15 protein-coding genes and 1 pseudogene are annotated in these 13,428 nt (G+C 64.9%); 9 read left to right on the plus strand and 7 right to left on the minus strand.

Annotated elements, in window-relative coordinates; genetic code table 11:
* Positions 1–18: 18 nt before the first annotated feature.
* Positions 19–2,046 carry an FAD-dependent oxidoreductase gene (locus AC2FNY_RS06520; RefSeq protein WP_496801971.1) on the minus strand — a complete coding sequence of 676 codons (2,028 nt, stop codon included), beginning with the start codon at positions 2,044–2,046 and terminating at the stop codon, positions 19–21.
* 135 nt (positions 2,047–2,181) lie between these two features.
* Between AC2FNY_RS06520 and AC2FNY_RS06525 the strand changes: the two genes are divergently transcribed.
* On the plus strand, positions 2,182–2,667 hold the full coding sequence (locus AC2FNY_RS06525) for an RNA pyrophosphohydrolase (RefSeq protein ID WP_496801972.1): 486 nt from the start codon (positions 2,182–2,184) through the stop codon (positions 2,665–2,667).
* Here AC2FNY_RS06525 and AC2FNY_RS06530 read toward each other — a convergent pair.
* A complete protein-coding gene (locus tag AC2FNY_RS06530; RefSeq protein WP_496801973.1) occupies positions 2,625–3,533 on the minus strand; it encodes an EamA family transporter in 909 nt (302 codons plus the stop codon). The genes AC2FNY_RS06525 and AC2FNY_RS06530 overlap by 43 nt on opposite strands.
* Positions 3,534–3,616: 83 nt before the next feature.
* Here AC2FNY_RS06530 and AC2FNY_RS06535 point away from each other — a divergent pair, with 83 nt between their 5' ends.
* Positions 3,617–4,126, plus strand: coding sequence for a MarR family winged helix-turn-helix transcriptional regulator (locus AC2FNY_RS06535; RefSeq protein ID WP_496801974.1), 510 nt, complete (start codon positions 3,617–3,619; stop codon positions 4,124–4,126).
* 111 nt (positions 4,127–4,237) lie between these two features.
* Here the strand turns inward: AC2FNY_RS06535 and AC2FNY_RS06540 are convergent, their stop codons facing one another.
* Genes AC2FNY_RS06540 through AC2FNY_RS06555 form a run of 4 tightly spaced genes read right to left on the minus strand, consistent with a single transcriptional unit; the run spans position 4,238 to position 7,012 of the window.
* Entirely contained in the window at positions 4,238–5,224 is a 987-nt protein-coding gene (locus AC2FNY_RS06540; protein WP_496801975.1) for an adenosine kinase, read from the minus strand.
* Positions 5,221–5,865, minus strand: a complete 645-nt coding sequence (gene nth / locus AC2FNY_RS06545) for an endonuclease III (protein WP_234137123.1) — start codon at positions 5,863–5,865, stop codon at positions 5,221–5,223. The genes AC2FNY_RS06540 and nth overlap by 4 nt, the downstream gene beginning before the upstream one ends.
* 51 nt (positions 5,866–5,916) lie before the next feature.
* Positions 5,917–6,561, minus strand: coding sequence for a cysteine hydrolase family protein (locus AC2FNY_RS06550; RefSeq protein ID WP_496801976.1), 645 nt, complete (start codon positions 6,559–6,561; stop codon positions 5,917–5,919).
* A gap of 1 nt (position 6,562) precedes the next feature.
* The gene (locus AC2FNY_RS06555) at positions 6,563–7,012 is read right to left on the minus strand and encodes a MarR family winged helix-turn-helix transcriptional regulator (RefSeq protein ID WP_496801977.1); all 450 of its coding nucleotides are present in this window, start codon (positions 7,010–7,012) and stop codon (positions 6,563–6,565) included.
* Positions 7,013–7,133: 121 nt separating this feature from the next.
* Between AC2FNY_RS06555 and AC2FNY_RS06560 the strand changes: the two genes are divergently transcribed.
* The 6 genes and pseudogenes from AC2FNY_RS06560 to AC2FNY_RS06585 all read left to right on the plus strand — a co-directional run bounded on the left by AC2FNY_RS06560 (position 7,134) and on the right by AC2FNY_RS06585 (position 11,520).
* Positions 7,134–7,985, plus strand: coding sequence for a methylated-DNA--[protein]-cysteine S-methyltransferase (locus AC2FNY_RS06560; protein ID WP_496801978.1), 852 nt, complete (start codon positions 7,134–7,136; stop codon positions 7,983–7,985).
* 269 nt (positions 7,986–8,254) lie between these two features.
* Positions 8,255–8,953, plus strand: a pseudogene (locus AC2FNY_RS06565) (helix-turn-helix transcriptional regulator).
* Positions 8,954–9,080: 127 nt separating this feature from the next.
* Positions 9,081–9,746 (plus strand): YiaD family glycine zipper/OmpA-like lipoprotein, encoded by a 666-nt coding sequence (locus AC2FNY_RS06570; RefSeq protein WP_234171500.1) that lies wholly within the window; start codon positions 9,081–9,083, stop codon positions 9,744–9,746.
* A gap of 153 nt (positions 9,747–9,899) precedes the next feature.
* Positions 9,900–10,256 carry a MerR family transcriptional regulator gene (locus tag AC2FNY_RS06575; RefSeq protein WP_234144534.1) on the plus strand — a complete coding sequence of 119 codons (357 nt, stop codon included), beginning with the start codon at positions 9,900–9,902 and terminating at the stop codon, positions 10,254–10,256.
* Between the two features lies 1 nt (position 10,257).
* Positions 10,258–10,857 carry a short chain dehydrogenase gene (locus tag AC2FNY_RS06580; RefSeq protein ID WP_496801979.1) on the plus strand — a complete coding sequence of 200 codons (600 nt, stop codon included), beginning with the start codon at positions 10,258–10,260 and terminating at the stop codon, positions 10,855–10,857.
* Between the two features lie 120 nt (positions 10,858–10,977).
* The gene (locus AC2FNY_RS06585) at positions 10,978–11,520 is read left to right on the plus strand and encodes an NADPH-dependent FMN reductase (protein WP_496801980.1); all 543 of its coding nucleotides are present in this window, start codon (positions 10,978–10,980) and stop codon (positions 11,518–11,520) included.
* A 189-nt stretch (positions 11,521–11,709) separates the two neighbouring features.
* Here AC2FNY_RS06585 and AC2FNY_RS06590 read toward each other — a convergent pair whose 3' ends face one another.
* Positions 11,710–12,915, minus strand: a complete 1,206-nt coding sequence (locus tag AC2FNY_RS06590) for a hypothetical protein (protein WP_496801981.1) — start codon at positions 12,913–12,915, stop codon at positions 11,710–11,712.
* Positions 12,916–13,064: 149 nt separating this feature from the next.
* On the opposite strand from AC2FNY_RS06590, the gene AC2FNY_RS06595 reads away from it, so the two are divergent.
* Positions 13,065–13,409: a YbaB/EbfC family nucleoid-associated protein gene (locus AC2FNY_RS06595; protein WP_234144530.1), complete on the plus strand. Its 345-nt coding sequence runs from the start codon at positions 13,065–13,067 to the stop codon at positions 13,407–13,409.
* The last annotated feature ends 19 nt before the right edge of the window (positions 13,410–13,428 follow it).

Here is a 13,428-nt window from a genome sequence, read left to right on the forward strand (position 1 = left end):
ATCTCTCCATCGCCCCGATCAGAACGACAGCGCCAGCCGGGTGCCCTGATTGATCGCGCGCTTGGCGTCCAGTTCGGCGGCCACGTCCGCCCCGCCGATCACATGGCAGGGCACGCCCCTGGCCTCCAGCGCATCCGCCAACGACCGGTCCGAGACCTGACCGGCACACAGAACCACGGTGTCGCAGGCGATCAGCGTCGGGTTCTCCCGCGCCTCGCCAAAGCTGATATGGAGACCGTCGTCGTCAATCTTCTCGTAGTTCACACCGCCCACGAAATTGACACCCTTCATCTTCAGCGTCGCGCGGTGGATCCAGCCTGTCGTCTTGCCCAGGTCCTTGCCATGCGCCTTGGCCTTGCGCTGCAACAGCGTCACTTCGCGCTCGGGCTTGGCGGGCTGCGGCCCCTCGGGCGCCAGGCCCGAGCGGTGCTCGCCCGGGTCGGTCACACCCCATTCCTTCATCCACAGCGGCAGGTCGGTCGCCGGGCTGTGGCCCTCTTCCAGCAGGAACTCGGACACGTCGAACCCGATGCCTCCGGCACCGATCACCGCCACCCGCTTGCCCACCGGCTTCTTATGGCGCAGCACGTCGACATAGCTCAGCACATTGGCCCGGTCCTGTCCCGGGATCGCCGGATCGCGCGGGCTGACGCCCGTGGCGATCACCACCTCGTCAAATCCGCTCAGATCATCGGCGCCTACTGCCTGGCCCAGTTTCAGGGTCACACCCAGATCGGCCAGCATCACCCGGTACCAGTCCACGAGCCCCCAGAACTCTTCCTTGCCTGGCACCTGCTTGGCCATGTTCAACTGACCGCCGATCTCGTCCGACTTGTCGAACACGGTCACCGCATGGCCGCGCTGCGCGGCGGTGATCGCGGTCGACAGGCCCGCAGGACCGGCGCCCACGATGGCAACCTTCTTGGGCGCCGCCGCCGTCTCCACCACCAGTTCGGTTTCATGACAGGCGCGCGGGTTCACCAGGCACGAGGTCAGCTTGCCGCCAAACGTGTGGTCCAGACAGGCCTGATTGCAGGCGATGCAGGGCGCGATGCGGTCGCCCTGTCCCACCGCCGCCTTGTTGACGAAATCCGCATCCGCCAGCATCGGCCGGGCCATCGACACCATGTCGGCGCAACCGGTCGCCAGTACTTCCTCGGCCACTTCGGGCGTGTTGATCCGGTTCGAGGTGATCACCGGGATCGACACCTGCCCCATCAGCTTTTTCGTGACCCAGGCAAAGGCCGCGCGCGGCACGCTGGTGGCAATGGTCGGAATCCGCGCCTCGTGCCAGCCGATGCCGGTATTGATGATCGTGGCCCCGGCCTTTTCGATCTCTTTCGCCAGCTGCACCACCTCGTCAAAGGTCGAGCCATTGGGGACAAGGTCGATCATCGACAGGCGATAGATGATGATGAAATCGGTGCCCACCGCCTCGCGGGTGCGGCGCACCACCTCGATCGGCAGGCGCATCCGGTTGTCATAAGATCCGCCCCAGCGGTCGGTGCGCTTGTTGGTATGGGTGACCAGGAACTGGTTCAGGAAGTAGCCTTCGGACCCCATGATCTCGACCCCGTCATAGCCCGCCTGCTTCGCCAGCACCGCGGCATTGACGATATCGGTGATCTGCTTCTCGATCCCTTCCTCGTCCAGCTCGGTCGGCGGGAACGGAGAGATCGGCGATTTCACCGGGCTGGGCGCCACGCATTTCGGCCCATAGGCATAGCGGCCGGCATGCAGGATCTGCATCGCGATCTTGCCGCCCGCCTCGTGCACGCGGGCGGTGACGATGGAGTGGTTCGCGACATCCTTGTCGCTGGTCATCATCGCCGCACCCGGCAGGACAGACCCTTCCATGTTCGGCCCGATACCGCCCGTTACCATCAACCCCACGCCCCCCCGCGCGCGGTCGGCATAGAACTCGGCAACCCGGTTCCAATCGCGGGTCTCCTCCAGCCCGGTATGCATCGAGCCCATCAGCACGCGGTTTTTCAGCGTGGTAAAGCCCAGATCAAGCGGGGCAAGCATATGTGGGTACGCAGTCATCGGAATTACTCTCCCTCGGATTTGACGGGCAGGATCACCCTAGCCCGCGCCCCTGTCACGCGAAACCCGACGTCACCCCCTTTGCCGCCGTAACGTCGCTTGTTAGACAGGGCCAACCGCAATGAAAGGCCCCAGATGACACCCGAAGAGATTGCCGCGCTCCCCTATCGCCCCTGTGTGGGTGTGGTCCTGATGAATGCCGATGGGTTCGTCTTTGTCGGCCAGCGGATGGACCAGAACACCGACGCCTGGCAGATGCCGCAGGGTGGCGTGGATCAAGACGAGGACCCCTTTGAGGCCGCTCTGCGCGAACTGTGGGAAGAGACCGGCGTGACCGCCGATCTGGTCGAGAGGGTGGCCGAGACCGAGGGCTGGCTGCCCTATGACCTGCCGCATGACCTGGTGCCGCGCATCTGGAAGGGGCGCTATCGCGGGCAGGAGCAGAAATGGTACCTGTTCCGCTTCATCGGCCGCGACGATCAGATCGACCTGGAAACCGGCCCCCCCGAATTCAGCCGCTGGAAATGGCAGGATCCCGCCCGGCTGGTGGCCGAGATCGTACCGTTCAAGCGTGACGTCTACGAGCGCGTCGTTGCGGCCTTTGCCCCGCATCTGGGCTGAGCAAACCGCAGCCGCCGGGGCGCGCCCGCCGGGCGCTGTCCGATCCACACCGCGCCCAGCACGATGATCGCGCCCAACCCCTGAACCGGGCTCAGGGATTCGCCCAGCGCCAGCCAGCCCAGGATCACCGCCGTCAACGGGCTGAGGATGCCGAGAAGCGACACCGCCGCCGGTTCGATCCGGGCCAGACCGCGAAACCACAGAACATAGGTCAGCGCGCCGCCGATCAGGCTGAGCCAGGCAAGTGCCGCCAGATTGGTCAGGCTCAGGCCGGGCCAGTCAGGCGCGGCCAGCCAGGCCACCGGGATCATCAGCAGACCACCGGCGGTCAGTTGCCAGGCGGTAAATGTGACCAGCGGCACATCGGGCCGCCATTTGCGGGTCAGCACCACGCCTACCGCCATCGACAGTGCGCCGCCCAGCCCGGCCAGCACCCCCACCGTATCCAGCCGCGCCTCGGGCCCCAGCAGCAGCAGCGCCACGCCGACAATTCCGCCCAACGCAGACAGCACCGCGCCCAGCCGGATCTGCGTCCCCAGCGCCACCGCTGACAGGAACACGACGATCAGCGGCTGTACCGCGCCCACCGTCGCGGCCACCCCGCCCGGCAGGCGATAGGCGGCAACAAAGAGCAGCGACCAGAACACCGCGAAGTTGAGCGCCCCCAGGATCAGCAGCCGCCCGATCCAGCCGCGCGGCGGCAATTGGCGCACCAGCAGCATCAAAAGCAACCCGGCTGGCAGCGCCCTCAGAAGCGCCACGGCAAAAGGCGAATGCGCGGGCAGGAACTGGGTGGTGACGATATAGGAACTGCCCCAGATGGCCGGGGCGATTGCGGTCAGGGCGATATCCGTTGTCCGTGACATGGGGGGCCTCATCAAATTATCTCGACGTCGAGATAACATCATTTATCTTGACGTCAAGATAAATCGACGAAATAAATCCAAGCATGGATCATGTAGACCTTATCACCCGGCAATGGGCGGCCGAGCGCCCCGATCTCGACACGCGGGCCATGGCGGTGATCGGCCGGGTGGCGCGGCTGTCCATGGCCTGTACCCAGGGGATGCAGAGAACCTTTGCCCGATACGGGTTGAACCCGGCCAAGTTCGACGTTCTGGCCACGCTCCTGCGCTCGGGTCCGCCTTATGCGCTGTCGCCCGGCGCGTTGCTCGACACGACCATGGTCGCCTCGGGCACCATGACCAACCGGATCGACCGGCTGGAACAGGACGGGCTGGTCGAACGCCGCAAGAACCCCGAAGACAGCCGCAGCGTGATCATTGCGCTCACCCCCAGGGGGCTGACCCTGATCAACGAGATGATGGCCGCCCATGTGACGACGCAGGCGCAACTCCTCAAGGGGCTGACGGCGGAGGAACAAACGGCTCTGTCCACCCTGCTGGCCAAGGCACTTCACAGCGCCGAGACTGCAAACGCGCGCGCCGCTCAGGTGTAGCCGGACCTCCGGAGGACTCCCAGCCTCAGCCTCTGCTTCTTTCTGGTCGAAAATACTCCGGGGTGAATTGCCCGCAGGGCAAGAGGGGCAGCGCCCCTCCCGAGCCCGAACTCAGAGCAGCCCGTTTTCCTTCAGCAGCTCGACCATGTTCGTTTCGGGGCGCGGGCCGATATGGCCGATCACCTCGCGGGCGCAGACATTGCCGATCCGGGCACAGGTCTCGTAATCGCGGCCCGTGGCCATGCCAAACAGGAAGCCCGCAGCGAACTGGTCGCCTGCACCGGTGGCATCCACCGGCACCACCCTTTCCACCGGCACGTCGATGCGCAGCGTACCGTCCATCACCGTCACCCCGTCGCCCGAGCGCGTGCAGACCACCAGCGGGCAGATGCCCGAGGTCAGCATCAGCGCATCGTCCAGATGGTCGGTCTCGAACAGCGACTGGATTTCGGCCTCGTTGCCGATCACGAAATCCAGATCGTGCTGGATCAGTGACAGGAAATCGGCCCGGTGCCGGTCGACGCAGAAGGGGTCGGAAATCGCGATCCCCGCCTTGCCGCCCGCTGCGCGGGTTGCCCGCGCCGCCTCGCGAAACGCGGATTTCCCGGCATCGTGGTCGAACAGATAGCCTTCGAGGAACATCAGTTTGGCATTGCCCGTCACCTGCTCGGGCACATCCGCCGAGCTTAGCGTGGTCGAGATACCCAGATAGGTGTTCATCGACCGCTCGCCATCGGGCGAGACAAAGATCATCGAGCGCGAGGTCGCCAGTTCACCCGCCACGGGCGGGTTGACGAAGTCGATACCGCCCTCGTTCATCGCGTCGGCATAGAAATGACCCAGCGCATCGTCGCGCACCCGCCCGATAAACGCCGTATCCAGACCCAGCGCGCCCGCGCCCGCGATGGTGTTGGCAACCGAACCGCCCGGCGTCTGCACCCGCTCCTTCATCGAGGCATAGAGCACCTCGCCGCGCTCCTGCTCGATCAGTTGCATGATGCCCTTCTCGATCCCCATCAGGTCGAGAAAGCTGTCATCGGCTTGCGAGATCACATCGACAACGGCATTGCCGATGCCAACGACATCGTAGGTCTTCATAGGGTCTTGTCCTCGAATTGGCACAGATCACGGATGAGGCAGGTGCCGCACATCGGCTTTCTGGCTTTGCAATGGTAACGGCCGTGCAGGATCAGCCAGTGATGCGCGTGCTGCTGGAAATCGGCCGGGATATTGTCCTCGATGGCGCGCTCGACCGCGTCCACATCCTTGCCCGGACAGATGCCGGTACGGTTGCCGACGCGAAAGATATGGGTGTCCACCGCCTGCGCCGGGATGCGCCACCACATGTTCAGCACCACATTGGCGGTCTTGCGACCGACACCGGGCAGCGATTGCAGCGCGGCGCGCGAATTGGGTACCTCGCCGCCATATTGCTCGACAAGGATGCGGCTCAGCTTGATCACGTTCTTGGCCTTCTGACGGAACAGGCCAATGGTCTTGATATGCTCGGTCACGCCCTCTTCGCCCAGCGCCAGCATCTTTTCCGGCGTGTCGGCGATCTTGAACAATTCGCGGGTGGCCTTGTTCACGCCCGCATCGGTGGCCTGCGCGCTCAGCGCGACCGCCACCACCAGCGTATAGGCATTCACATGCTCCAGCTCGCCCTTGGGTTCGGGATCGGCGGCCTGAAACCGGGTAAAGATCTCGCGGATCGTGTGGTAATCGAGTTGCTTTGCCATCCGGGCCTTAATGCCCTGACAGACACTCCCCCGCAATTGAAAAGGCAGCGCCTAGGCCGCCGTCGCGCCCAATTCCGCCCCGGCTGCCGTCAGGTTTTGCTGTACCTTTGACCATTCGGCATCATTGGCCGCCAGCACTGCCTTGGGGTCGATCCGCACCGCATATCCCCGGTTCAGAGCGCCAAACGCAGTGTTCTTGACACAGTGACAGCCATCCAGACCGGTCAGGATCAGGGTGCCGATCCGGTTTTCCTCCAAGTATCGCTCCAACGCGGGTTCGGAAAACGCATCGCCCATGGATTTCTCGACCTCGATATCAGGCACCAGACCCAGGCGCGGGTCCAGCCCGATACCTGCCGACCCCGCGTTGCCGCGCCCCTGATTGAACCAGCCGTTCAACAGCCGGGCCAGCCCGGCCTTGTACACCTGCCGGATCGCGATCACCGGCATCCCAGCCTGCCGGGCCGCATCCACCGCTGTGCCGATGTTCTCCATCGCGGTGTCCAGCTGTGCGGATTGCCACACCGGCAGCGAGGTGAAATCGGTCTGCATGTCGATCACCACCAGCGCCGTTCCGGGACGGGTGGCGCGCTCGATGACAGGCCCTTTGGTTGGCGACCCGATCTTGCGGATCTCCAGCAGGACATAGAGTACTGCGATCACGATCCCGGCGGGGATAATCCAGAGAAAGGACATGTCAGGCCTCCTTGGCCAAGTCTGCAAAGAACCGGGTCAGGGCAAGCTGCACCTTGTGATAGGCGGCAAGCTCGGCGGGTGAGAACCCCTCGGAGAACAGCGCCAGCTTCTCCATTTCATCCGCCCGGATCGCTGCTATGATGGCCTCCCCCCTCGGGGTCAGCCAATAGCGGGGGGACCGCGCGTGTTCGGGATTTGCGCGCCGTTCGATCAGCCCGGCGCTCTGCACCTCTTGCAGGATGCGCGAGATGTATTGCCGCTTCATCTGCAACGTGGCGCCCAGTTGCGGCGCCGTGGCGCCGGGGGCCAGCGACAGGCCTTCAAGGATGGCGCGCTGTCCCACGGTTACGCCCTCGCGCATACTCCCCCGCTCCACCGCTGCCGTGATGTTGCGCAACAGCGGCCGCGTGGCCTGTACCGCCTGATAAAGCTGATCGGGTTCATGTGTCATGCCCGTAGTACTGGACCGGACGGCACGATTCGTCAACTCAGTTGACAAATATTTGCACAGGTTCCGGGTCGCGACAACGGCGCCCGCGCGCTACTCTCCAGTTCAGACAAAGAGGTGCGACATGAATGTTCAGACGATGGAAGAGGGCTATCACTATGGCGTCATCCGCCGCGCGATCGAACTGATCGACGCAGGCGGCGAGAGCATGTCGCTGGACGATTTGGCTGCCCGGATGAACATGAGCCCTGCGCATTTCCAGCGCATCTTTTCGCGCTGGGTCGGGGTCTCGCCCAAGAGATACCAGCAATACCTGACGCTGGGCCATGCCAAGGCGCTGCTGGCGGAACGGTTCACGCTGTTGGAGGCGGCCCAGAACGTGGGCCTCTCGGGCACCGGGCGCCTGCACGACCTCTTCATCCGGTGGGAGGCGATGAGCCCCGGCGATTATGCCCGCAAGGGCGCGGATCTGACGATCTACTGGGGCTGGTTCGAAAGCCCCTTTGGCCCCGCACTGGTGATGGGGACCGAGCGCGGCATCTGCGGCATCGGCTTTGCCGCCGAGGCGGGGGCCGAGGCCACGATGCAGGATCTGTTGTCGCGCTGGCCACAGGCCGCCTTCGTCGAGGACCCGATGCGCCTGCGCCCTTGGGCGCTCAGCGCCTTTGGTGCGGCCAGCGACCGGCTGGAACCGGTGCCGCTCTACCTGATCGGTGCGCCCTTGCAGATCAAGGTCTGGGAGGCATTGCTGCGCATCCCCTCGGGCCAGGTCACCACCTATGGCGAGCTGGCCCAATCCATCGGCCAGCCGCGCGCGGTGCGCGCGGTGGGCACGGCGGTGGGGCGCAACCCGGTCAGCTGGCTGATCCCCTGCCACCGCGCTCTGCGCAAGTCGGGCGGCCTGGGCGGCTATCACTGGGGCCTGCCGGTGAAACGCGCCATGCTGGCCTGGGAAGCGGCCCGCAGTGAGGCCTAGCGCCAGCGCGCCGCCATCCAGCGCAACAGATGCAACCGCCTCGACGGGACCGCGCGCCGGGCGGCAAGCCCTCTCTCGGTCTCCCAATTGCGCAGTGTTTTGGGCTTGCTCCAACGCTCCAGTCTGAGGGCCATCAGGACATGGTGGTCGCGGCTTGGCATGGTCGGTCTCCTATGGGTGTCGATACGCCCGCCATCAGACCGCAACCCTGCTGACACCCCGTTGTCAGGGGGCTGTGCTAAGGTGTCAGCAGTGTTCCAGAGGATCCCATGCGCCGCTCCACCCGTTTGTTCGAAATCATCCAGATCCTGCGCGCCGCCACCGCGCCCATGACCGCCGAGGATCTGGCCGCGCGGCTCGAGGTCTCGGCCCGCACCGTCTATCGCGATATCGCGGCGCTTCAGGCCATGCGCACCCCGATCGAGGGCGCGGCAGGCCTGGGTTACGTTATGCGCGGCGGCTATGACCTGCCGCCGCTCAACTTCGACCAGGAAGAGGTCGAGGCGCTGCGCGTCGGCCTCTCGATGCTGGCCCGCACCGGCGACAGCGCCCTGCAACAGGCCGCAGAACGGGTTTGCGCCAAGATCGACGCGCTGCACGATCCGGCCGACTGGCTGCGGGTGGCGCCCTGGGGCGCGCCCGCCGACGATCCCGGACGGGGCTGTACCCCCATCGCATTGTTGCGTCAGGCCGTGCGCGAGGCACGCAAGCTCAGGATCGAGTATCGCAGCGGCGACGGCAGCCGCACGCTGCGCGTGCTGCGCCCGGTCGGGCTGATCTAACACCTCGACTGCACCATGCTGGCGGGTTGGTGCGAGTTGCGGCAGGGGTTCCGCCATTTCCGAACCGACCGGATCTGGGCCTGCGACCTGCTGCCCGACAGCTTTGCCCCGCAGGCGGCAGCCCTGCGCCAGCTCTGGCAGGATCAAAGCCGCTGGGACGAGGCCGCCGCGGCCAACGCGCGGTAGGGCGATGCGCAAGGAATCGCCGATTTCACCGCTTTGTTGCTTGTTTGTACCGGCCCGCCCAGTGATATACTTGGGGCAAAAGCAACAAATCCCGCGGCAATCGGGACCAGGAGCAGAAGGTGAACCCATGACCAAGACAAAACTTACACTCGCCACCGGGCTGGCAGTCGTTCTGGCGCTGGGCGCCTGTACAGACCCGGCCTCGCTCAGCACCAATACCGACCCTAATCGGCAAGCCAAGCAGGGCGCGCTGATCGGCGGTATCCTCGGGGCCGGTGTTGGTGCCATCGCCAACGATTCCAATCCCGGCCTGGGTGCACTGGCCGGTGCGGCCATCGGGGCCGCCGGTGGCGGATTGATCGGCAACCAGCTGGACAAGCAGGCCGCCGAACTGCGTCAGGAACTGGCCAATGACGGCATCACCATCACCAATACCGGCGACCGTCTGGTTGTGAGCGTGCCGAACGACATCACGTTTGACACCGACAGCGCCACGGTGCGTCCGGCCCTGCGGTCGGATCTGCAAAAGGTCGCGGCGCATCTGGTCCGCTATCCGAAATCGACGGTGCAGGTCATCGGCCATACCGACAGCGACGGCGAGGCCGCCTATAATCAGGGTTTGTCCGAGCGGCGCGCTGGCGCCGTGGCCGACATCCTGCAGGCGGGTGGCGTGACCTATGACCGGATCTCGACCCTGGGCATGGGCGAGAACAACCCGATCGCCTCGAACCTGACGCCCGAGGGCAAGGCCCAGAACCGGCGTGTCGAGATCGTGGTGATCCCGCGCAACTGATCGGGGCAACAAGCCCAGGCACTCAAACCCCGCGCCTCGCAAGGCGCGGGGTTTCGCGTTTCCGCCGGTGTCTCTAACAATCCGCAGAAACCGCTTGATCTGGAGCCGCTCAAGGGCGGTAGGCTTGGGAAACCCCAACGGCGGAGATCGCGGATGAAGATTGCAGAGGCTGCCGCCAGATCCGGTTTGAGCATCGACACGATCCGTTTCTACGAGCGTTCGGGGCTGCTGCCCCCGATTGCGCGCGGCGCTGACGGGATGAGGCGGTTTTCACCCGAAACGGCGGACTGGCTCAGACTGCTCGCCTCCTTGCGCGAAACCGGGATGGAACTGCGCGCGATGCGCCGCTTTGCCGAGCTCTACCGGCAGGGCGATGCCACCATCCCCGAGCGGCGCCGGATGCTGCAGGAGCATGCCGCCAACCTTGAACTGCGCCGGGCCGCGCTTGACCGCTGCGCCGCGCTGCTGGCGCACAAGTTGCAGAGATATTCCGAGATCGAAGGAGGATGAGATGCGGATCATTTTGGTTGGGGCCGAAGGCGACGTCGGCAGGGCGGTTTGCAAGGAATTGGGCAGTCGGCACGAGCTTATTCGGGCCGGGCGCAGCCGGGGTGACGTGACGGTCGATATTGCCGACCCTCAGTCGGTCGCCGCGATGTATGCCCGGACCGGCATGGTCGATGCAATGGTCTCGACAGCCGGAGAGGTACATTTCGGTGCCTTGTGTGAGTTCACGCGCGAGACATTCATGATCGGATTGCGAAACAAGGTGATGGGCCAGATCAACCTGGTGCTGGGTGGGTTCGACCATGTGGCCGAAGGCGGGTCCTTTACGCTGACAAGCGGCGTTCTCGACCGCGATCCGATCCCGATGGGCGCCGGTGCGGCGACCGCGAATGGCGCCCTTGGCGGATTTGTCGTGGGCGCGGCGATCGAAATGCCACGCCGGCAACGGATCAACGTGGTCAGTCCCGGTCTGCTGGATGTCTCTGTTCCCCGCTATGGCGCGTGGTTTCCCGGGCATGAACCGGTGGCCGCCGGTCGGGTTGGCCGGGCCTTTGCCAAAAGCGTCGAGGGCGCATTGACCGGGAAGGTGATCATCGTCGGCTGAACCAAGGCAGATCGCGCCCATGGACCCCTGCATATTTGAACAACGCTTGCGCGGGGTCAGGGGTTTGGATCGGCGGGATTGCCCTCTAGGTTAAAGGGGACGCAGAAACAGGAGAACCCGATGACCGACCTCACCCTGCTGGGCCTCAGCGGCGCCTTGCGCGCGGCCTCGACCAACCGCAAACTGCTGCGCGAGGCGGCGCGGCTTTTCGGACCCGCAAGCTATACCGAGGCCGATCTGAACCTGCCTCTCTACGATGGCGACAACGAAGCCGCCGACGGCATTCCAGAGGTCGTTCAGCGCCTTGCCGATCAGATCGCTGCTGCGGACGCGGTGATCATATCGACGCCGGAATACAACAAGGGGCCGTCCGGCGCGCTGAAGAATGCGCTCGACTGGGTCAGCCGGACCAGTGGCAAGCCCTGGGCTGACAAGCCGGTTGCAGTGATGTCAGCGGCAGGTGGCCGGGCCGGGGGCGAGCGCGCACAGGCGGTTCTGCGCGGGTTCATGGTGCCGTTCCAGCCGCGCCTTGTGACTGGCCCCGAGGTGCATCTGGCCGACAGTTCCAACCAGTTCGACGAGAACGGCCAACTGACCCGCGCGCTCTATGTCGAGACTTTGCAGACGCTGATGGACAAGCTGCGGGCCGAGGCACAGCGTTGAACCGAAATATGACTTATTACCGGCTGGCGCGGCTTTGGCCGCCACGCCAGTCTGGCTCTTTCAGCCTAGCTAGGCACTGAACACGGGACAGCCCGGTCTTGTCCGAACTTCGGGCGCAGGGCGATCTGGCACCAGCTGTCGCGCCCATTTCGGTCCGATCGACCGGCCTGCCGACCGGGTGTTGCAGGCCTAGGCGGTTGGATCAGCGGCCTGTGCCTTGATCCACCGATCAAACCGCCACATGCCCCAGGCGATCGGGATCAGGGCCAGCCCGCCGATGACATAGGCCAGCGGTTCGTCTCCAAAGCTTTCGAACATCTGGGTATAGGCGTGGATCACGCCGAACACGAGCGAGGCGTTGAACAGCCCCCGGTTACCGCGATGCGCCGACCAGAACAACAGCGCCACCAGCGCCCCCGCCCACAGCACCGAATAGACGCCCTCGGAAATGACCAAGGTGGTGTCGCGAAAGGCGTCGCGCGCCCTGGAATAGGCATCCCAGGCGTCTTCAGTCCAGACCGTCGGCTCTGCCGGACCCCAGATCGTCTCGCCCACCACATCGCCCCAGAGCGAGCCAACCAGCGCACAAAGATTGGCAACGACAAAGCCCAGCATTGCCAGGATGCGCGCGTGCCGTGCGCTGCGTTCGCCAAACCGCCCGGCGACCCAGAGACAGGCCGCCAGCAGCACCGCCATTTGCAGGATCGAAAGCGTCGATTCCGGCGAATAGAACACATAGGCCGCGTGGAAGTAAAAGGTGCCGGTATCCAGCATCTGGGCAAAGGGAACGATGGCCAGCGCCGTGATCAGCCGCACGTCCAGCAGCCATCCGCCCGCCAACAGCAAAGCCGCCGTATAAAGATAAAACAGGCTGACCGGCAGGCCCGACACCCCGTTGTCGGCAATCAGATACCCCAGCCCGCCGACATGCATCGCCAGCCCCATCAGGGCCACTGCCCCTGTGACGAACGGCGCCCGCACCAGATCGCGGACAAAGGCAAGTGTCGCCCCGGCCATGATCAGCCCGCCCAGAACACTCAGCACCTGGCCCGCGATCTGCGGATGGTTCGACACCAGCTCGACCGTACCGCCGCCACACAGCATCCCGGCCCCGATCAGCGCCGCGGCATTGCCGAACATCCGCAAGTCGCCGCCGCCACGCGACAGAGTGCCAAACCCACCCGCCAGCAACAAAAGCCCCACCACCGCCACTGCCAGCGGATCCTGCAACCACAGGATCAGCCCGCCCGTCGCTGACAGGATACCCAGGCACAGGACCGTGTTGATACCCAGTGTCACCATCGCCTGCCGTGATCGCGCCTCAATCTCGCGCGCGGCCTCCGGGGTGATCACCGCGTCGTCAACCAGCTTGTCCGTATCTGCAACCGCGAACATGGCAGCCCTCCTCCCGCGATCCGGGTGCCGGCAAGACTAGCACCGAGCGGGGCCAAAGACAGCCGGTTGCGCTTCCGCGCCGGGATAGGCTTGTGCCGCTGGACCGGCGCCCGTATCTAGGCGCAAACCGGATTTGCAGGAGACACCCAATGTTCAAAGGACTCGGCGGCCTTGGCGATATGGCCAAGATGATGAAATCGGCGCAGGAATTGCAGACCAAGATGGCTCAGATGCAAGAGGACCTGAACAGCATTCTGGTCACCGGCGAATCCGGGGCCGGGCTGGTCAAGGCCACCGCCACAGCCAAGGGCGAACTGAAGGGGCTGGATATCGACCCGTCGATCTTCAACGGAGACGACAAGGAAGTGGTCGAGGACCTGATCCTGGCTGCCATCAAGGACGCCCAGGCCAAGGCCGCCGAAAAGGCGCAAGAGGAAATGGCCGCCCTGACCGAAGGCATGGGCCTGCCCAAGGATATCAAACTGCCGTTCTGACACGGTGGCGTTCCCTTTG

This window comes from Ruegeria sp. BHSC223 (genome assembly GCF_059613025.1).